This window comes from uncultured Sphingomonas sp. (assembly GCF_937871615.1).
Lineage (GTDB): Bacteria > Pseudomonadota > Alphaproteobacteria > Sphingomonadales > Sphingomonadaceae > Sphingomonas.
The window spans coordinates 1-19,408 of sequence record NZ_CALMPA010000020.1; the positions used below are offsets into that span (position 1 = coordinate 1).

Annotated in this window: 21 protein-coding genes and 2 pseudogenes; 11 read left to right on the forward strand and 12 right to left on the reverse strand. The window is 66.6% G+C overall.

All coding sequences use genetic code 11. The features are described from left to right. Together Q0316_RS03680 and rpsF are read right to left on the reverse strand one after the other, a co-directional pair. Positions 1–70 (reverse strand): annotated as a pseudogene (locus tag Q0316_RS03680) (30S ribosomal protein S18); the annotation flags it as partial. After that, a complete protein-coding gene (rpsF, locus tag Q0316_RS03685) occupies positions 70–474 on the reverse strand; it encodes a 30S ribosomal protein S6 (RefSeq protein ID WP_298669872.1) in 405 nt (134 codons plus the stop codon). The gene rpsF and the pseudogene Q0316_RS03680, both read right to left, overlap by 1 nt. A 191-nt stretch (positions 475–665) precedes the next feature. Here rpsF and Q0316_RS03690 point away from each other — a divergent pair, with 191 nt between their 5' ends. From Q0316_RS03690 to mltG, 6 genes and pseudogenes are all read left to right on the forward strand, one after another. After that, a complete protein-coding gene (locus Q0316_RS03690) occupies positions 666–2,096 on the forward strand; it encodes a glycosyltransferase family 39 protein (RefSeq protein ID WP_298669874.1) in 1,431 nt (476 codons plus the stop codon). Between the two features lie 51 nt (positions 2,097–2,147). Further along, positions 2,148–3,083, forward strand: a complete 936-nt coding sequence (gene fabD, locus Q0316_RS03695) for an ACP S-malonyltransferase (RefSeq protein ID WP_298669876.1) — start codon at positions 2,148–2,150, stop codon at positions 3,081–3,083. A 111-nt stretch (positions 3,084–3,194) separates the two neighbouring features. Next, positions 3,195–3,935: a 3-oxoacyl-[acyl-carrier-protein] reductase gene (gene fabG / locus Q0316_RS03700; RefSeq protein ID WP_298669879.1), complete on the forward strand. Its 741-nt coding sequence runs from the start codon at positions 3,195–3,197 to the stop codon at positions 3,933–3,935. A gap of 175 nt (positions 3,936–4,110) precedes the next feature. Beyond that, positions 4,111–4,347 carry an acyl carrier protein gene (locus Q0316_RS03705; RefSeq protein ID WP_093663957.1) on the forward strand — a complete coding sequence of 79 codons (237 nt, stop codon included), beginning with the start codon at positions 4,111–4,113 and terminating at the stop codon, positions 4,345–4,347. Between the two features lie 141 nt (positions 4,348–4,488). Continuing rightward, positions 4,489–5,748 carry a beta-ketoacyl-ACP synthase II gene (gene fabF / locus Q0316_RS03710; RefSeq protein ID WP_298669884.1) on the forward strand — a complete coding sequence of 420 codons (1,260 nt, stop codon included), beginning with the start codon at positions 4,489–4,491 and terminating at the stop codon, positions 5,746–5,748. Positions 5,749–5,792: 44 nt separating this feature from the next. Then, positions 5,793–6,765 (forward strand): annotated as a pseudogene (gene mltG / locus Q0316_RS03715) (endolytic transglycosylase MltG). Positions 6,766–6,774: 9 nt separating this feature from the next. Here the strand turns inward: mltG and Q0316_RS03720 are convergent. Continuing rightward, positions 6,775–7,026 (reverse strand): Rho termination factor, encoded by a 252-nt coding sequence (locus Q0316_RS03720; RefSeq protein ID WP_298669886.1) that lies wholly within the window; start codon positions 7,024–7,026, stop codon positions 6,775–6,777. Positions 7,027–7,142: 116 nt separating this feature from the next. Here Q0316_RS03720 and purF point away from each other — a divergent pair, with 116 nt between their 5' ends. The 4 genes from purF to Q0316_RS03740 all read left to right on the forward strand — a co-directional run bounded on the left by purF (position 7,143) and on the right by Q0316_RS03740 (position 11,398). Next, positions 7,143–8,600: an amidophosphoribosyltransferase gene (gene purF / locus Q0316_RS03725; protein WP_298669888.1), complete on the forward strand. Its 1,458-nt coding sequence runs from the start codon at positions 7,143–7,145 to the stop codon at positions 8,598–8,600. A 13-nt stretch (positions 8,601–8,613) separates the two neighbouring features. Next, positions 8,614–9,333, forward strand: coding sequence for an SDR family NAD(P)-dependent oxidoreductase (locus Q0316_RS03730; RefSeq protein WP_298669890.1), 720 nt, complete (start codon positions 8,614–8,616; stop codon positions 9,331–9,333). 68 nt (positions 9,334–9,401) lie between these two features. After that, positions 9,402–10,505 (forward strand): glutamate 5-kinase, encoded by a 1,104-nt coding sequence (gene proB / locus Q0316_RS03735; RefSeq protein WP_298669892.1) that lies wholly within the window; start codon positions 9,402–9,404, stop codon positions 10,503–10,505. Next, entirely contained in the window at positions 10,502–11,398 is an 897-nt protein-coding gene (locus Q0316_RS03740; protein ID WP_298669894.1) for an NAD(P)-dependent oxidoreductase, read from the forward strand. The genes proB and Q0316_RS03740 overlap by 4 nt, the downstream gene beginning before the upstream one ends. Positions 11,399–11,407: 9 nt before the next feature. Here the strand turns inward: Q0316_RS03740 and eda are convergent, their stop codons facing one another. The 9 genes from eda to Q0316_RS03785 form a co-directional block, all read right to left on the reverse strand. Next, on the reverse strand, positions 11,408–12,019 hold the full coding sequence (gene eda, locus Q0316_RS03745) for a bifunctional 4-hydroxy-2-oxoglutarate aldolase/2-dehydro-3-deoxy-phosphogluconate aldolase (RefSeq protein WP_298669896.1): 612 nt from the start codon (positions 12,017–12,019) through the stop codon (positions 11,408–11,410). Continuing rightward, positions 12,019–12,984 carry a glucokinase gene (glk, locus tag Q0316_RS03750; RefSeq protein WP_298669898.1) on the reverse strand — a complete coding sequence of 322 codons (966 nt, stop codon included), beginning with the start codon at positions 12,982–12,984 and terminating at the stop codon, positions 12,019–12,021. The genes eda and glk overlap by 1 nt, the downstream gene beginning before the upstream one ends. Positions 12,985–12,987: 3 nt before the next feature. After that, positions 12,988–14,799 (reverse strand): phosphogluconate dehydratase, encoded by a 1,812-nt coding sequence (gene edd / locus Q0316_RS03755; protein WP_298669900.1) that lies wholly within the window; start codon positions 14,797–14,799, stop codon positions 12,988–12,990. A 90-nt stretch (positions 14,800–14,889) separates the two neighbouring features. Next, positions 14,890–15,597 carry a 6-phosphogluconolactonase gene (pgl, locus tag Q0316_RS03760; protein WP_298669902.1) on the reverse strand — a complete coding sequence of 236 codons (708 nt, stop codon included), beginning with the start codon at positions 15,595–15,597 and terminating at the stop codon, positions 14,890–14,892. Between the two features lie 185 nt (positions 15,598–15,782). Then, on the reverse strand, positions 15,783–17,249 hold the full coding sequence (gene zwf / locus Q0316_RS03765) for a glucose-6-phosphate dehydrogenase (protein WP_298669904.1): 1,467 nt from the start codon (positions 17,247–17,249) through the stop codon (positions 15,783–15,785). 13 nt (positions 17,250–17,262) lie between these two features. After that, positions 17,263–18,183, reverse strand: a complete 921-nt coding sequence (gene argC / locus Q0316_RS03770; protein ID WP_298669906.1) for an N-acetyl-gamma-glutamyl-phosphate reductase — start codon at positions 18,181–18,183, stop codon at positions 17,263–17,265. Next, positions 18,180–18,479 (reverse strand): SH3 domain-containing protein, encoded by a 300-nt coding sequence (locus tag Q0316_RS03775; protein ID WP_298669908.1) that lies wholly within the window; start codon positions 18,477–18,479, stop codon positions 18,180–18,182. Before Q0316_RS03775 ends, argC begins: the two co-directional genes overlap by 4 nt. Continuing rightward, complete coding sequence (locus tag Q0316_RS03780) at positions 18,442–18,813, reverse strand: MarR family transcriptional regulator (protein WP_298669910.1); 372 nt, start codon at positions 18,811–18,813, stop codon at positions 18,442–18,444. The genes Q0316_RS03775 and Q0316_RS03780 overlap by 38 nt, the downstream gene beginning before the upstream one ends. An 83-nt stretch (positions 18,814–18,896) precedes the next feature. Next, entirely contained in the window at positions 18,897–19,025 is a 129-nt protein-coding gene (locus Q0316_RS03785; protein ID WP_298669912.1) for a hypothetical protein, read from the reverse strand. Here Q0316_RS03785 and secG point away from each other — a divergent pair. Further along, on the forward strand, positions 19,018–19,374 hold the full coding sequence (gene secG / locus Q0316_RS03790) for a preprotein translocase subunit SecG (protein ID WP_298669914.1): 357 nt from the start codon (positions 19,018–19,020) through the stop codon (positions 19,372–19,374). The two genes, Q0316_RS03785 and secG, sit on opposite strands and share 8 nt — an antisense overlap. Positions 19,375–19,408: the final 34 nt, after the last annotated feature.

A 19,408-nucleotide genomic window follows, 5' to 3' on the forward strand; every position in this document is an offset into this window, starting at 1 on the left:
AGTCGATCCGGGGCGCATCCTTCGCGGAGAAGGGGCAGCTCTTGCGGCGGCGGAAAAACGGACGGGCCATTATGCGAGCTCCTCCTCACGGTCGCGACGCGGACGTTCGCCGCCACGCTCGCCACGCTCGGCGCGACGCTCACGATCGCGCTCCTGCTTGCGCATCATCACCGACGGGCCGGCCTCGTGGCCGTCGACCTTGATGGTCATGTAGCGGATGATGTCTTCGTTGATCTGGCTCTGGCGCTCCAGCTCGGCGACGGTATCGCCGGGGGCGTCGATTTCGAGCATCACGTAATGCGCCTTGCGGTTCTTCGCGATGCGATAGGCAAGGCTGCGCAGCCCCCAGGTCTCGGTCTTCACGACCTTGCCGTTATGGGCTTCGACGATTTTCGTGGCGGATTCCGCCAGCGCGTCCACCTGCGCCTGTGCCAAATCCTGGCGCGCAAGGAACACGTGCTCGTAAAGAGCCATGTGCTTTCCTTCGTTGGCCGATCGCTGACATGGCCCCATGCCATGCCCCTCCGGCTGTCGTCTCAAACAACTCGCGAGCGACGGATCGCTCCATCGCCGTGAGAGGCGTGTCCCTTAGCGGAAACGCGCGGAAACGCAAGCACGGCGCTGTTTAAACAGAATCTCCACCGCTTCGTTATTAGCCGTGCCGCATGACAGAATCGGATTCCCGGATTTCCTGGCGATGGCTGGCGCTGCTGATCGGCGCGGCGGCGCTGGCGCTGTGGGTCGGCTGGATCGGCTTTATCGCATCGGACGATTCGCTTTATTATGCCGGCGCGCAGGCGTGGCTGACGCATCCGCCCGCCGCCGGGGCGGATCACTGGTCGACGCGTTTTCCGCTGATCCTGACGTTTGCGGGCGTGATCGCGGTGATGGGCCGCGGCTATGCCGCCTTCGCGGTGACGGCGGTGCTGTTCTACGTGCTGCTGGTGGTGCTGGTGGGGTTTTTCGCGCGCGGTGTCGGCGGGCGGCGGGCAGGGTGGATCGCCGCGCTGCTGACGGCGACGCTGCCGGTGATCGTTGCCCGCGCCTCCACCGTCAGCGTCGATCTGATCGAGGCATCGGCGCTGATCGCCGGGGCGATGCTGCTCGCGGGCGCGCGGGACGATCACGCGGGGCTGTGGCGGGGCGGTGGCGCGGGGCTGTGTTTCGGGATCGCGATCCTGTGCCGCGAAACGAGCGTGCTGGCGCTGGCCGCTTTCGTGCCGATGTTCGCGATCGGGCGCCCGGTGCCGCGACGCGTGCTTTTCGCGGCGGGCGTGGGGCTGGCGCTGGCGCTGGGGGCGGAGACGCTGTTCCAATATGCGATGACGGGCGATCCGCTGCGCCGCTATTCCATCGCCTTCCACCACGACGAGCATATCGACCGTGCCGCCAATATGGAGGGCAATTTCCTGCTGTGGCCGCCGATTGATCCGCTGCTCGTGCTGCTCATCAATGACGATTTCGGGCTGTTGTTCTGGCTGGCCGGGCTGGCGCTTGCGCTTGGGGTGACGCGCGGGCTGGGGGAAACGCAGTGGCGGCGACTCACGATCCTCGCGGCGATGGCGGGCACAAGCTTCGTGCTGGTCGCGGTGCTTTACACCAAGCTGGTGCTCAATCCGCGTTACTTCACGCTTGCGGCGATCGTGGCGGTGGTGGTGCTGGCGCTGTGGCTCGATCGCCTTGCGGGGAGATGGCGTGCGCTGCTGCTCGCCGCGATCATCGGCGGCAACCTTGTGCTGATGAGCGTGGGCAATATGCATCCGCGATGGGAAATGGAGGCGCTGGTCGATGCCGCGCGCCGCCACCCGCGCGAAATCGTGGCGGGCGATCCGCATGACGTGCGCCGCGCGCGAATCCCGATGGCGTTCGCGCGCCTCGACAACCTGCGTTATGCGCCCGCCGCGCCCGGCGGCCTGATCGTGGCGCCGGCGGAGGCAATGCCGCCGGGCGTGATCGTCGCGCGCTATCCCTCGTCGCCGACGCGGCTTGGGGCTGCGCTCCGCGCGCTCGGGCTGGAAGCATTCGTTCCGCACGCGATCGCGCGGCGCATGTTCGCGCCCAGCCCGGAAATGGTGCTGATCCGCACGCACGGTTGACCCCGCGCCGCTCCCGCGCCTACCCCGCGCGCTTCGATCAAGGAGGGCATCATGCGCGCGTTCATCTTTCCAGGGCAGGGGAGCCAGTCTGTCGGCATGGGCAAGGCGCTGGCCGAGGCGAGCGTTCATGCGCGCGAGGTGTTCGAGGAAGTCGACGATGCGCTCGGCCAGAAGTTGTTTCAGTTGATGATCGACGGGCCGGCGGAGGATCTGACGCTCACCGAAAACGCCCAGCCCGCGATCATGGCAAACGCTATCGCCACGCTGCGGGTGCTGGAGCGCGAGGGCAATGTCGCGCTGGCCGCCAAGGCCGATTTCGTCGCGGGGCATTCGCTCGGCGAATATAGCGCGCTGTGCGCAGGCGGCACGTTCGATCTTGCCACCACGGCGCGGCTGCTCAAGCTGCGCGGGCAGGCGATGCAGGCCGCCGTGCCGGTGGGCGAGGGCGCGATGGCCGCTTTGCTCGGCGCCGATCTCGAAAAGGCGCAGGCGATCGCCGCCGCCGCCGCGGACGGGCAGGTCTGCACCGTCGCCAACGATAACGATCCGTCGCAGGTGGTCATCAGCGGCCACAAGGAGGCGATCGACCGCGCGATCGGGCTTGCAAAGGATCACGGCGCGAAGCGTGCGCTGCTGCTCCCCGTCTCCGCGCCGTTCCACTGCCCGCTGATGCAGCCCGCCGCCGATGCGATGGAAAAGGCGCTGGGCGAGGCGCGCCTCGCCGCGCCGCTCGTGCCGCTTTATTGCAACGTCGATGCGGCGCCCGTCGTCGAAGCGGATATCATCCGCACCGGGCTGGTGCGGCAGGTGACCGGCATGGTGCGCTGGCGCGAATCGGTGCTGGCGATGCAGGAAGCAGGCGTCGACACCTTCGTGGAATTCGGCGGCAAGGTGCTCGCCCCGATGGTGAAGCGCATCGCGCCCGATGCCAATGCCACCAGCATCGTGACGATGGACGACATCGAAGCACTGCTGAAGACGCTGTGATTTAAATCGCGGTTCCGGCCCGCTTCCCCACCCGGCCTCCCATCGGCATCATGATTGGGAGGCCGGGTGGGGGAGCGGGCCGGAGCCGCCTCCGACAATCAGGAGACCCATATGTTCGATCTCACAGGCATGACCGCGCTGGTCACCGGCGCTTCGGGCGGGATTGGTTCGGCCATCGCGCAGGCACTGGCGGCGCAGGGCGCGCGGCTGGCCGTTTCCGGCTCCAACGCGGAAAAGCTCACCGCTTTTCGCGATAGCCTGGGTGGCGATCACGTCGCGGTGCCGGCCAACCTTTCCGATCCGGCGGCGGTCGATGCGCTGGTTCCGGCGGCGGTCGAGGCGCTTGGCGGGCGACTGGATATCCTCGTCAACAATGCCGGCATCACGCGCGACAATCTCGCGATGCGGATGAAGGATGACGAGTGGCAGCAGGTCATCTCGGTCAACCTCGAAGCCGCCTTCCGACTGATTCGCGCGGCCGCGAAGCCGATGATGAAGCAGCGGTTCGGCCGCGTGATTTCGATTACCTCGGTCGTCGGGCAAACGGGAAATCCGGGGCAGGCTAATTATGCCGCGTCGAAGGCGGGCCTCGTCGGCATGTCCAAGGCGCTGGCGCAGGAACTCGCCAGTCGCAACATCACGGTGAACTGCGTGGCGCCGGGATTCATCCGATCGGCGATGACCGATGTGCTGCCGGAAGCGCAGAAAACCGCGCTTCTCGGAAAAATTCCCGCCGGTGATCTTGGAACAGGGGAAGACATTGGCGCAGCCGTCGTCTATCTGGCGTCAAAGGAAGCGGGTTATGTCACCGGCCAGACGCTGCATGTGAACGGCGGCATGGCTATGGTGTAGTTTCACGGCGCCGGCCCGCTCCCTCACCCGGCCTCCCAGGCATGATACTGATGGGAGGCCGGGTGGGGGAGCGGGCCGGCGCCGCGCAGAAATGAACACCCCGCTTGCCACGAACCGCTAGCCGTTCTAGCTGCGTTCAGGAACCAATAACCCCCAACGATATGAGGGCACGAGAATGAGCGAGACCGCCGACCGCGTGAAGAAGATCGTCGTCGAGCATCTCGGCGTCGAAGCCGACAAGGTGACCGAAGATGCCAGCTTCATTGACGATCTCGGCGCCGACAGTCTCGACATCGTCGAACTGGTGATGGCGTTCGAGGAAGAATTCGGTGTTGAGATCCCCGATGACGCCGCCGAGAAGATCACGACCGTGAAGGACGCGATCAGCTATATCGACGAACATAAGGGCTGATTTCTCAGACCCGACTGTCCTCACCGCCCTGAGCTTGTCGAAGGGCTGCCCTTCACCGGCAACGGGAAGCTGGCAGGACAGGGTTTCGACAGGCTCAGCCCCCAATGGGCTGGGCCTGTTGTCATTTTTCGGAGAGTTGCAATGCGTCGCGTCGTCGTCACAGGTCTTGGCCTCGTCACTCCGCTTGGCGCCGATGTCGAAACGGCATGGGCCAATATCATCGCCGCCCGTTCGGGCGCCGGCCCGATCACCCGTTTTGATGCGTCGGATCAGAAATGCCGCATCGCCTGCGAGGTGAAGCCGGCCGATCACGAATATGGCTTCGATCCGTCGAAGCGCGTCGATCACAAGATCCAGCGGCAGGTCGATCCGTTCATCGTGTTCGGTATCGACGCCGCCGGGCAGGCGCTGGAAGACGCCGGGCTGACCGAGATGAGCGAAGCGGAGCGGCTGCGCGCCGGCTGCTCGATCGGTGCGGGTATCGGCGGTCTGCCGGGCATCGCCAGCGAATCGATCGTGCTCCACGAAAAGGGGCCGGGCCGGGTTTCGCCGCATTTCGTCCACGGGCGGCTCATCAACCTGATCTCGGGGCAGGTCTCGATCAAATACGGGCTGATGGGGCCGAATCACGCGGTGGTCACCGCTTGCTCCACCGGCGCGCACTCGATCGGGGATGCCGCGCGGATGATCGCGATGGACGATGCCGATGTGATGCTGGCGGGCGGCGCGGAAGGCGCGATCTGCCCGCTCGGCATCGCCGGCTTCGCGCAGGCGCGCGCACTCTCCACCAATTTCAACGATGCGCCGGAAAAGGCCAGCCGCCCCTATGATCGGGACCGCGACGGTTTCGTGATGGGTGAGGGCGCCGGTGTCGTCGTGCTTGAGGAATATGAGCGGGCGAAGGCGCGCGGCGCGAAAATCTATGCCGAGGTGATCGGTTACGGCCTGTCGGGCGATGCCTATCACGTCACCGCGCCGCACCCGGAAGGATCGGGCGCGTTCCGCTCGATGGAAATGGCGATGCGCAAGAGCGGCCTTTCGCTCTCCGATATCGACTATATCAACGCGCACGGCACCTCGACCCCGCTTGGCGACGAACTGGAACTGGGCGCGGTGCGGCGGCTGTTCGGCGATGCGCTCGGCGGCCTGTCCATGTCCTCCACCAAATCGGCCATCGGGCACCTGCTGGGCGGCGCCGGCGCGGTCGAATCGATCTTCTGCATCCTCGCGCTGCGTGACCAGATCGTGCCGCCGACGCTGAACCTCGACAATCCGAGCGAGAATTGCGTTGGCGTGGACCTTGTCCCGCACGTCGCGAAGAAGCGGCAGGTGCGCGCGGTGCTGAACAATTCGTTCGGCTTCGGCGGCACCAATGCTTCGCTGGTGATGAAGGCAGTCTGAGATCGAGACCCCCCGCGCCGCCTCGGTGGCGCGGGCATAGGAATATCCATGCGCAAGCTCGGTTGCCTCGGAATGTTGCTCGGCCTGCTGGGCATCGCCGCGCTTGCGTGGCTTGCGCATGACTGGGCCGGCGCCGGCCCCGCCGCCAGCCCGGTGGCGGTGATCGTGCCGGAGGGCGCATCGCTCTCCCGCGCCGCCACCGAACTCCAGAGAGCCGGCGCGATCCGATCGGCGACGCGCTTTCGCGGCTATGCCCGCCTGTTCGGGAACGGTCAGCCGATCAAGGCCGGGGAATATGCCATTCCCGCGCACGCCAGCGCATCCGAGGTGCTGGCGCTGATGCAGGAAGGCAAGGTCCGCCAGCGGCTGATCGCGGTGCCGGAAGGCTACCCTTCGATCCTTGTTCATCAGGCGCTGATGGAAGCGGACGGGCTGATCGGCGACGTGCCCGTCCCCGCGGAAGGCTCGATCCTGCCTGACAGCTATGCCTATCAGGCAGGCGATACGCGCGCAGCCGTGGTGGCGCGGATGCAGAAGGCGATGCGGGATTATCTGGCCGCCGCGTGGAAGCGGCGTAAGCCGGGGATCGCGGTGACCACGCCGGAACAGGCGATCATCCTTGCCTCGATCGTCGAGAAGGAAACCGGCAAGCCGAGCGAGCGGCGGGAGGTGGCGGCGGTCTATTCCAATCGTCTGAAGCGGGGGATGCCGCTCCAGGCCGACCCCACGGTGATTTATCCGATCACCAGGGGCAAGCCGCTTGGCCGCCGCATCCTGCAATCCGAACTGCGCGCGAAGAACGGGTATAACACTTATGCCGAAGCCGGTTTGCCGGCTGGCCCGATCGCCAATCCGGGCCGCGCCTCGATCGACGCGGTGCTCGATCCGGCGCAGACCGCGGCGCTATATTTCGTGGCGGACGGCACGGGTGGGCACGTGTTCGCCAACACGCTCGACCAGCACAATGCCAATGTGAAGAAATGGTATGCCATCCGCCGGGCGCGGGGGGAGATGTAGGCGAAGGCGTTATCCGTGGCCGCGGATCGCCTTCACCAATTCCGCTTTCGACATGCTTGATCGACCGGCGATCCCGATCTTTCGCGCTTCGCGATAGAGATCGTCTTTCGACCGCGCTTCCAGCTTCTGCCCGCGTGGATGCAATGTTCCGGCGGCATGGGCGTTGGCGATGCGCGCGGCCTTCTCCGCCGAATCGCCCTGCTTGCGCAGCGCCTCGTAAAGCTTGTCGTCCTTGATCTGCGGACCGTGATCGCGCGCCATGCCGGCCTCCTTCGATTCGCGATGAAAACGGGCCATGGCGACAATTGCTCCGGAACCGACCGTGACAAATCGGAGACAGCCACTATATGCGGCCAAGCACGACGCGAGCCCCCGGAATGCTGACCACAAATCCCTTCGACGACGACCATCTGCACGAGGAGTGCGGCATCTTCGGGGTGTCCGGCGCTGACAGCGCCGCGGCCCTGGTGGCGCTGGGCCTTCACGCATTGCAACATCGCGGGCAGGAGGCGGCGGGAATCACCGCCTTCGATGGAGCGCAATTCCGCACCCATCGCGCGATGGGCCATGTCGCGGGCAATTTCGACAGCGACAGCGTGATTCGCGCGCTCGGCGGTTCGGTCGCCTGTGGGCATGTCCGCTATTCGACGACTGGCGAGACGGCGCTGCGCAATGTCCAGCCGCTCTATGCCGATCTCGCCACCGGCGGGTTCGCGATCGCGCATAACGGCAATATTTCCAATGCGATGCGGCTGCGACGCGAACTGGTGCGGCGTGGTTCGATCTTCCAGTCGACCAGCGACACCGAAACGATCATCCATCTGGTCGCGACTTCCAGCTACCGCTCGCTGCTCGATCGTTTCATTGATGCGCTGAAGCAGGTTGAAGGCGCCTATTCGCTGATCGTGATGACGCCCGAAGGGATGATCGCGTGCCGCGATCCGCTGGGCATCCGGCCGCTGGTGATGGGCAAGCTCGGCGATGCGATCATCTTCGCCTCGGAAACCGTGGCGCTGGATGTGGTTGGCGCGGAGTTCGTCCGCTCGGTGGAGCCGGGCGAACTGGTGATTGTGCAGGGCACCGAAATGCGCTCGATCCACCCGTTCGCGAAGGCGGCGGCGCGACCGTGCATTTTCGAATGGGTCTATTTCTCCCGCCCGGATTCGATCGTCGGCGATCATTCGGTCTATTCGGTGCGCAAGGCGATCGGCGCGCAACTCGCGATCGAATCGCCGGTGGAGGCTGATCTGGTGATCCCCGTGCCGGATTCGGGCGTGCCCGCCGCGATCGGCTATGCACAGGAATCGAACATCCCGTTCGAACTGGGCATCATCCGTTCGCATTATGTTGGCCGCACCTTCATCCAGCCGGGCGACAAGGTGCGTCACCTTGGCGTGAAGCTGAAGCACAATGCCAATCGCGCGTTGATCGCCGGCAAGCGGGTGGTGCTGATCGACGATTCGATCGTGCGCGGCACCACCAGCGTGAAGATCGTGCAGATGATGCGCGAAGCCGGTGCGACCGAGGTGCATATGCGCATCGCCAGCCCGCCGACCAAGCATAGCTGCTTCTACGGCGTCGATACGCCGGAGCGCGAAAAGCTGCTCGCCGCCAAGCTCGATCTCGCGAAGATGACCGAATATATCGGCGCGGATTCGCTTGGCTTCGTCTCGATCGACGGGCTGTACAAGGCGCTGGGCGAACGCGACCGCACCCAGGAGCGTCCGCAATATTGCGATGCCTGCTTCACCGGCGATTATCCCACCGTGCTGACCGATCATGACGAGCTGGCGGAGGTCGATCAATTCGCCCTGCTCGAAGAACGCGTCGCCTGAACCCGAGCCTGATATGACCAAGCAGAACAAGCCGCTCGCGGGGAAGCTCGCGCTCGTTACCGGCGCCTCGCGCGGCATTGGCGCGGCCACCGCCGTGGCACTTGCCGCGCAGGGCGCGCATGTGGTGATTACCGCGCGTTCCGCGAAGGAACTGGAGGCGATCGAGCAGCAGATTTTCGATGCGGGCGGATCGGCGACGATCGCGCCGCTCGACCTGACGGAGACTGATGCGATCGCCCGGCTGGCAGCGGCTGTGGGCGAACGCTGGAAGGCGCTTGACGTGCTGGTGCTCAACGCCGGGATGCTCGGCACGCTGGCGGCGGTGCCGGCGATCGACGCCAAGGAACTGGCGGCGGTGCTGACGCTCAACGTTTCCGCACAGGTGGCGTTGATTCAGGCGTTCGATCCGATGCTGAAGCAATCGGACGCGGGCAGGCTGATCGCGATCACCTCATCCGTCGGGCGCAAGCCGCGCGCCTATTGGGGCGCTTACGGCGCATCCAAAGCGGCGATGGATACGCTCATCACCGCTTATGGCGACGAAGTGGGCGAGATCAGCCGCATCCGCACCGCGATCGTCGATCCCGGCGCGACACGAACGGTGATGCGCGCGCGCGCTTATCCCGGCGAAGACCCCGCTTCGGTGAAAGAGCCGGGCGTGGTTGCCGCGCGCATCGTCGCGCTGGCGCTCGATGGCTTCGAGAACAATCATTTCGAGCGCGTCGAAGGCTGATCCGGGGCGGATCGCCGTGAACGCGCGCTGGGTGATTGGCGGCGCGCGCGGCACACGCTAACGCCAGCGTGATGCTATTTCCTCCTGATACCTTTCCGCGGATCATCGTGAAGATCGGATCGGCGCTGCTCGTCGATGCCGAAGGCGGGGTGCGCCGCGCCTGGCTGGAGGGGATCGCGGCGGATATCGCGGCGCGGGCGCGGGCCGGACAACAGGTCGCCGTTGTGTCGTCCGGCGCGATCGCGCTTGGTGCGCGGCGGCTTGGGCTTGCCAAGGGCGGGCGCGCGAGCCTGGAGGATGCGCAGGCGGCGGCGGCGACCGGCCAGATCGCGCTCGGCCACACCTGGGCCGAGGTGCTCGGCGGGGAGGGGCTGACCGCGGCCCAGATCCTCGTGACGCTCGACGATCTTGAGGATCGGCGGCGTTATCTCAACGCCTCAGCGACGCTCGGGCGGCTGCTCCAGCTTGGCGTGGTGCCCGTCATCAACGAGAATGACAGCGTGGCGACGGCGGAAATCCGCTTCGGGGACAATGATCGGCTCGCCGCGCGTGTGGCGCAGGCAGCGGGCGCGCAGGGCGTGGTGCTGCTTTCCGACATCGACGGGCTTTATGATCGCAACCCGGCGCAACCCGGCGCGCGGCATATCGCGCGGATCGAGCGGATCGACGCGAAGATCGCGGCAATGGCGGACACCGGCTCCGCATCCGGCATGGGCTCTGGCGGCATGGTGTCAAAGATCGAGGCGGCGCGGATCGCGGGCGGCGCGGGCGTCGCGCTCGCGATCACTTCGGGACGGATCGAGCGCCCTTTGTCGACCGATGCGCGGCATACGATCTTCGTGCCCGTGAAACGCGCGCGGGCGCGCAAGGCGTGGCTCGCCGGGCGACTGACGGCGAAGGGCGTCATCGCGGTGGATGCCGGCGCGGTGAAGGCGCTGGTGGAGGGGCGCAGCCTGCTCGCGGCAGGGGCGAGCGGCGTAACCGGGCGTTTCGCGCGCGGCGATGTCGTGACGATCGAGGGGCCGGACGGCGCGGTGGCGCGCGGCCTCGCCGAATATGACGCGGCGGAGGTGGCGCGGCTGCTCGGCCGGCGCAGCGAGGAGCATGAGGCGATCCTCGGCTATGCCCCGCGCGCGGCGCTGATCCATCGCAATCATATGGCGCTGCTGTGATCCTCGCGATCACCGGCGGCACCGGCTTCGTCGGCGGGCATGTGATTCGCCGCGCGCTTGAGGCGGGGCACGAGGTGCGCGCGCTCGCCCGGCGCGCGCAACCCGCGCGTGATGGCGTGACGTGGATCGCCGGCGCGCTCGATGATGCCGCCGCGCTCGCCGCGCTGACGGCGCAGACGGACGCGGTGATCCATATCGCGGGCGTGGTGAACGCGCCCGACCGCGCCGGCTTCGTCGCGGGAAATATCGCGGGGACGCGCGCGATCGTGGCGGCGACGGCGCCGGAAACGCGCTTCGTCCACGTCTCCTCGCTTTCGGCGCGCGAGCCGCGGCTTTCGATCTATGGCTGGTCGAAGCACGAGGCGGAAGCGGTGATCGCGGCGTCCGGCCTTGCATGGGATATGGTGCGACCGCCGGGCATCTACGGGCCGGGCGATATGGAGTTGCTGGACGTGTTTCGCGTCGCGCGATCGGGAATCTCGATCACCCCGCCGGCGGGGCGGGTTTCATGGATTCATGTCGACGATCTCGCGCGGCTGCTGGTGACGCTGGCGGAAACGCCCGCGTCGCGCGCGATCTACGAAGTGGATGACGGCCGCGAAGGCGGCTGGACGCATCGCGCGTTCGCGATCGCGATGGGCGCCGCGATGGGGCGCAAGGTTCGCCCGATCGCGCTTGCGCCCGCATTATTGCGGATCGGCGCGCGGATCGACCGGCTGATACGCGGCAGGAACGCGAAGCTCACCGCCGATCGCGTCGCCTATTTCTGCCATCCGGACTGGACGGTCGATCCCGCCAAGCGGCCTGCGGCCACAATCTGGACGCCCCGGATCGCGGGCGAGGCGGGGCTGAAGGAAACCGTTGAGAGCTATCGCGCGGCCGGGCTGGTATAGCGCAGGGCGTTACCTTAGCCCCGCCGCCGCGCGCGCCTTTGCCTCCACCTCGGCCATGGCCGCGCCAGCCGGGGTCACCCAGCTTCCGCCAACACACAACACGGGATCGAACGCCAGCCATTCCGGTGCGCTGGCTTCGCTGATCCCGCCGGTTGGGCAGAAACGGCATTGATGGAAGGGCGCGGCGAGCGCCTTCAGCGCCTTCAGCCCGCCGCTCGTTTCCGCCGGGAAGAATTTGAAATGGGTGAGGCCGAGATCGAGCCCGCGCATGATATCCCCGGCGGTCGCGATGCCGGGCAGGAAGGGCACGCCGCTGGCGACGATCGGCTGCGCCAGCCGCTCGGTGAGGCCGGGGGAGACGATGAATTCCGCGCCGGCATCCATGACTTGCTCGAACTGCGCGGTGGAGACGACGGTGCCCGCGCCGACGATCGCGCCGGGCACCTGCTTCATCTCGCGGATCGCATCGAGCGCGGCGGGGGTGCGCAATGTCACCTCCAGCACGCGTAGGCCACCCGCGACGAGCGCCTCGGCGAGGGGGCGTGCGGTCGCGGCATCATTGATGACGAGCACCGGGATAACCGCGCCGGTGCGCATGATCGCCTCGATAGTAGCGGACATCAGCTATGCTCCTGCGCGAAGGCAGCCGCGGCGCCGAACAGGCCGGGCTGGGGATGGGTGATGAGTTTGACCGGGATCGCCGCCATCAGCGACTGGAAACGCCCCTTGGCGATGAAACGGTGCGCGAAGCCGGAACGCAGCAGATGATCGTTGATTCGCAGGCCAAGGCCACCGGCGATCACCACGGCATTCGCGCCATGCGCCAGCGCGAGATCGCCAGCCACCGCGCCCAGCGCAAGGCAGAAGCGATCGAGCGCGGCGAGCGCGATCGGATCGCTGCCCTCCAGCGCCTCCTGCCAGATTTCCTTGTCGTTTCGGCTGGGGACGGCGCGCCCATCCAGCGCGGCGAGGGTTTCATAGATCGCGACGATGCCGGGGCCGGCGCAGATCCGTTCAGCCGACACGCGGGTGAAGATCGCGCGGAGGCGGTGGACGAGCGCATCCTCGATCGCATCGAGCGGAGCATAGTCGATATGCCCACCCTCGGTCGGGAGGACGTGATAGCGATCGGCGGCACGCAGCACCTGCGCCACGCCAAGCCCGGTGCCGGGGCCGCAAACGGTGGTGACGCCGGCTGGCGGCAGCGGCACATCGGGGCCGCAGAGATGCTCGAAATGCTCGGCAGGAAGTTGGGCCACCGCGTGACCGACCGCCCCGAAATCATTGATGATCGTATAGATTCCGGCACCGAGCCGCTCCGGGATCAGCGACGGGCGGATCACCCAGGGATTGTTGGTGAGGCGAATCACGTCGCCAGTGATCGGCGACGCGACCGAGATCGCGGCGGCGGCGGGCAGGGGGCGATCGAGTGTCGCGGCGAACGCCTGCCATGCCGTTTGCAACGATGCGTGCTCGGCGGTCTTGAGCGTCATCGGTTCGCCCAGATGGACAACCCTGCCGCCCGCCACCTCGGCGATGGCGAACCGGGCATGAGTGCCCCCGATATCGACTGCGACTGTTTCCATCGCCTAAAGCCCGGCGCCGGCGAGTATCGCACTCGCGCCTTTTTCGGCTTCGTCGGCGAGGCCACGGAACATGCCGAACAATTCGCGCCCGAACCCGTCCGCCGGCGGCGGTGCCGGTGCTTGCGTGCGTGCCGCCCATTCGGCGGGATCGACCAAAGCGTCGAGCGTGCCGGACACCGCATCGAGCCGGATCAGATCGCCATCGCGGATCAGCCCGATCGCGCCGCCGCCCAAAGCCTCTGGCGACAGGTGGATCGCGCACGGCACCTTGCCGCTTGCACCGGACATGCGACCATCGGTGACAAGAGCGACGCGGAAGCCCTTGTTCTGCAACACGCCAAGCGGGGGGGTGAGCTTGTGCAGCTCGGGCATCCCGTTGGCGCGCGGCCCCTGGTAGCGGACGACCACGACGACATCGCGCTCCAGCTCGCCGCGTTTGAAGGCTTCGAGCACCGCAAGCTGATCGTCGAACACCCGCGCCGGGGCCTCCACGATCCAGCGATCGCGCTCGACGGCGGAAACCTTGATGCAGGCGCGCCCGATATTGCCTTGCAGGATGCGCATCCCGCCATCCGGCGAAAATGGCGTAGCGGCGGGGCGCAGGATTGTCTCGTCGCCGCTCGCGCCGGGATCGCGCCAGACGAGCGCGTCGGCATCCAGCGCGGGCTTGCGCGCGGCTTCGGCGAGCGTGTCGCCGCCCGCCGTCACGATATCGCCGTGCAGGTGGCCGCTGGCGATGAGTTCGCGGATCACGAACGGCATCCCGCCCGCTTCCTCGAATGCGTTCACATCGGCGGCGCCATTGGGATAGACCCGCGCGATCAGTGGCACCGCGCCCGAAAGCCGGTCGAAATCCTCCCAGTCGATCACGATCCCCGCCGCGCGCGCGATGGCGGGGACGTGGAGCAGGTGATTGGTCGAGCCGCCGGTCGCGAGCAGCCCGACCGCCGCGTTCACGATCGCGCGCTCATCGACGCACGCGCCGAGCGGGCGATAATTCGCGCCACGCCAGCCGAGCGCCGCGACGCGGTGGACGGCGGCGCGGGTCAGTTCCTGCCGCAATTTCGTGTTGGGGTTGACGAAGGCCGCGCCGGGGATGTGCAGCCCCATCACCTCCATCATCATCTGATTGGTGTTCGCGGTGCCGAAGAAGGTGCAGGTGCCGGGCGAGTGATAGGCGGCGATCTCCGCCTCCAGCAGTTCCTCGCGCCCGCATTCGCCGGTGGCATAGCGTTCGCGCACCGCCGCTTTCGCCTTGTTCGGCAGGCCCGACGGCATCGGGCCGCCGGGGACAAGCAGCATCGGCAGATGGCCGAAGCGCAGCGCGCCCATCAACAGGCCCGGCACGATCTTGTCGCAGATGCCGAGCAGCAGCGCGCCCTCGAACGTGGCGTGGGAGAGCGCCACCGCCGTCGCCAGCGCGATCGTATCGCGGCTGAACAGCGACAATTCCATGCCGGGATAGCCCTGCGTCACGCCATCGCACATCGCCGGCACGCCGCCCGCGACCTGCGCCGTCGCGCCCACTTCGCGCGCCCACAGCTTCATCAACTCCGGGTAGCGATAATAGACCGCATGGGCGGACAGCATGTCGTTATAGGCGGTGACGATGCCGATGTTCATGCCGCCGCCGGCCTTCATCGCCTCGCGATCCTCCGGCGTGCCGGCATAGGCATGGGCGAGGTTGGCGCAGCCGAGCGACGGGCGCCCGGTCCATGCCTCGCGTTCGCGCTCCAGCAGCGAAAGATAACGCGCGCGGCTATCCCGGCTGCGCTGGATGATGCGATCGGTGACAGCGGTGACGGCCGGATTCATGGCATTTTCCTATCCTGTCCGGCACGAGCCTGTCCAAGAGCGCGGCACCCCGGACCGATCGAGCCGACGGAAAGCGATGGGCGAGGGGCCTTACGGCGCCCAGTGGATATCAACCGGCAATTCCGCATCGGCCAGCACACGCCCGATCGGATAGGGCGATCCGGCACCTTCCGCGATCGCATTCTCGATCACCTGCTTCTTCGCCGCGCCCGTCACCGCGATCATCAGCGCGCGCGCGGTGACGATGCCCTGACGCGAGATGGAGACACGTGCCACCGGCGCTTCCGGCGGCAGCGGCTCCGGCATCACGCCCAATGCGCGGCGCTCGCGCGGGCCGTTCAACGCCTCATCATAATCGGGGCCGGGGAAGATCGAGGCGGTGTGCCCGTCGCCGCCCACGCCGAGCAGGCAGAGATCGAGCGGCCAGTGCAGATCCTGCAACAGCGCATCGGCCGAGCGACCGGCGGCCTTGTAATCATCCATCGCCTTGGGAACGATCGGAATCACGCGCGCGCCCTTGGGAATGAAGGTCTTGCCCAGCATCGTCACGTTCGACAGCGGATCGCCCAACGGCACCACGCGTTCGTCGGTCGGCACGATCGTCACGCGTTTCCAGTCGAGCTTGGCGGCGGCGAGCTTTTCGTAGATCGGCACCGGCGTCTTGCCGCCGGCGAGCGCGATCACCGCCGCGCCGCGCGCGTCGATCGCGCTTTCGATGATGAAACCGATATCGCCCGCGACCGCCGCGGCGAACTCGGCTGCGTCATCATATTCCCACCATTCGATTTCGTCGCTCATGTCGCTTCCTTGTTCGGGAGATGTCGTATTTCAACCCTCCCGTCATTCCCGCAAAGGCGGGAATCCATTCGCCGTTGTGGCGCGGCTCTATCGCCAGACCTGCGTTAACGGATTCGCGCGTTCGCGGGAATGACGGAGGCTGTCGATTGCCATTCTCCATCCTGCCTATACGGCAGGATGGTCACTCAATCGTCCTGCCAGGTCACGCCGTCGCGCTCAGTGAGCGCGATCGCGGCGGATGGCCCCCAGGTGCCGGACGGATAGTGTTTGGGCTTCATATCGTTCGCGATCCAGCCGGCGCGGATCGCGTCGATCCACGTCCATTGCGCCTCCACCTCGTCGCGGCGGACGAACAGGGTCTGATCGCCCTCGATCAGATCGAGCAGCAGCCGTTCATAGGCGATGCGCCGCCGCTTGCCCGCGAACTCCGCGTCGAGGCTTAGGTTCAGCGGCACTTCGCGCAGGCGGATGCCGTCGCGGTCCAGCCCCGGCTCCTTCGCCATGACGAGCAACTGGATATATTCCTCCGGCTGCAGGCGGATGATGAGCATATTGGGCTGGAGCAGGCCGCCACGCCCGGCGAACATCGAATGCGGCACGGGCTTGAACTGGATCGCGATTTCGGATCGGCGCGCGGGCATCCGTTTGCCGGTGCGCAGATAGAAGGGCACACCCTGCCAGCGCCAGTTATCGACATGCGCCTTCACCGCCACGAACGTCTCGGTGTTCGAGTTGCGCCCCAGCTCTTCGTCGTAACCCTTTACGATTTCGCCGTTCACCGCGCCGCCGGTATATTGGCCGATGACGGTGTTGTGCGGCACCTCGCCCGGCTGCATCTGGCGCAGCGAGCGGAATACCTTGGCCTTTTCATCGCGGATCGCGCCGGTGTCGAAACGCGCGGGCGGCTCCATCGCGATCAGCGCGACCAGTTGCAGCATATGGTTCGCCACCATATCGCGCAGCGCGCCCGCGCCATCGTAATAGCTCGCGCGCGCTTCCAGCCCGACCGTTTCGGACACGGTGATCTGCACGTTGTCGATCCCGCGCGCATTCCACACCGGCTCGAAGAACGAATTGCCGAAACGCAGCGCGAGGATGTTCTGCACCGTCTCCTTGCCGAGATAGTGATCTATGCGGAAGATGCGGCTTTCAGGGAAAACCTGCGCCACCGTGTCGTTGATCTCACGGCTTGAGGCGAGATCATAGCCGAGCGGCTTTTCCAGCCCGATGCGCACCGTATCCCCGGCGAGGCCGACCGCTTCAAGCCCCTTCACCGCCGGCTCGAACAGCGATGGCGCGGTGGACAGGAAGATCGCCAGCCCGCCCGATACGTCGCCCACCTTGTCGGCAAGCGGCCTGAACGTCTTCGCGTCGGCGAGATCGGCGTGCTGATAGTATAGCCGATCGAGGAAACCACCAACAGCTTTCTCGTCCTTGCGGTCAGCCGGAAGGAATTTGTCGAGCGCCTCCTTGGCGAATTTGCGGAAGCCCTTGTCGTCCAGATCCGAACGCGCCGAGCCGGTGATCGTGAGATCGGCCGGCAACAGGCCATCGTCGTGTAAGCCATAGAGCGACGGCAGCAGCATACGTTGCGCCAGATCGCCGGTCGCTCCGAACAGCAGGAGCTTGGAAACGGGGGTGCGCTGCATCATCTCTCCGGACGGATCAGAGGGTCAGGCCGGCGAGCGGGTCCAGTCCGGCCATCAGGTTCAGGCTCTGCACCGCGGCGCCCGACGCGCCCTTGCCGAGATTGTCATAGGTGGCGATCAGGCGTGCATGGCCGCTGGCGGCGTTGCCGAAAACGTGGAGCGTCATGCGGTCGGTGCCGGCATCTTCCTCGATGCGGATCAGCGATTCGTTCGAAGGCGGCGCGACGCGGATCACGCCGCCATGCGCATAGGCCGCCGTGAGCGTGTCACGGATCGCGTCGAGCGACGGCGAGCCGGGGATCGCGGCGAGCGGCAGCGCCACCTCGCCAAGCATTCCGCGATGGACGGCGGCGACGGCGGGCAGGAACACCGGCGCGGCGGCAAGCCCGGCATGATCGCGCATTTCCGGCAGATGCTTGTGCGCGAGGCTGAGCCCGTAAGCGCGATAAGCGGTGGCGGCGGCCCCGCTTTCGAACTCGGCGATCATCGCCTTTCCACCCCCGGAGTAGCCCGAGGCACCGGAATAGATCAGCGGCCAGTCAGCGGGGATCAGCCCGGCGCGCACCAGTGGCGCGACGAGCGCGAGAAATCCGCTCGGCCAGCAGCCCGGATTGGAGACCAGCCGGGCATTCGCCACGTCGAAGCCGAGTTCGGGGAAGCCATAGGTCCACCCAGCCGCCACGCGATGCGCGCTTGATGCGTCGATAACGCGCGTGCGCGGGTTGTCGATCAGCGCCACCGCTTCGCGCGCGGCATCGTCGGGCAGGCAGAGAATCACGAAATCGGCGTCGTTCAATGCCTCGCGCCGCGCCGCGCGATCCTTGCGCCGCGCCTCATCGAGGATGACGAGCGAAAGACCGTCGCGCCCTTCGAGCCGCTCGCGAATCTCAAGCCCCGTGGTGCCGACCGCGCCATCAATGAAAACACTGGCGGTCATTCCGGTTGCCCCAGAATGCTCGCATCGAGATACCCTACGAGGCCGTGCCGCGTCGCGATTCCCCAGCCGTCGCCCCCGGTCACGTCGAGCAGCTCGAACGGCTCGCCCGCGGCCAGTGTCGCGAGTGTTTCGGAATCGACCGGGCGGCCCGCGCGCAACGTCGCCTCCGTCGAAACGGTTCGGGCGACGGCGGCGGCATAATGTGGCGCGAAAACATAGGCGGCGAGGCGGACATCGGCGATATCCGGTCGTACCGCGTTAGTCCGCGGATCGAGCGGGCGCGAGCGCCCGGTCAATGCGAACGTCCTGGGCGCGTCCCGCTGTTCGGACGGGTGATCGCCTTGCGTCGCCGATGAGTTGGCCGAACTCCTCAAGAAAATTTGCCCCTTCGGATGTCTGCGCGACAAAGATATTGCGCTTGTCGCTGTCGTCGCGCTGGCGGCGCAGATAGCCGAGCGCGCCCAGTCTATTCAAGGCGCGCGTGACAACCGGCTTGGAGACATTCAGATTTTGCGCCAGCCCGCGCACCGTATGGGGGCCGGGGTTGATATAAACCACCAGGAGCAGCGCCATCTGGCGATTGGTGAGATCCGGTTCGCCGGATCGCACATAGTCCACCAATGTGTTCATCCACGAACTCAATGCACGTTTGGAAAAACTCGGCACAGGGACAATCCGATACGCAGGGGGCTGGGCGGACATTTCCATGCCGCTTAAACGCCGGAGTGCGCCGCTGGTTTCAGGGGTGTATCGAATTGCCGACGGTTGATGTTGCCGGTGCGCTCGCCTATGTGCCCCGCGGTCAGCCCGAGGGCCGTTTTTTCCGGAATCCAGATGTTCACCTTTCTCCTTGTCGTTCACGCTATTATCGCCGCCGCGCTGGTGACGGTGATCCTGATGCAGCGATCGGAAGGAGGGGGGCTCACGACTGGCGGCAGCCCAGCCGGCCTGATGTCCGCCCGTGGTGCTGCGGATTTCCTGACCCGCGCGACCGCGGTGCTCGCCACGTTGTTCGTCGTGCTGTCGATCGTTCTGGCTGTGGTGGCGGCGACGCATCGTTCCTCCACGGTCGATACGTCTTTGCAACGCGCGCCGGTGACGCAACAGGCACCGCAAGGCCCGCCGGCGGCAACTGTGCCGCAGGAGCAGGCACCGCCGGCGCCGGACAATGGCGTGCCGCTCGCGCGCTGATTTTAGGGTTAGTGCGGATTTCTTCGCGCCTGCG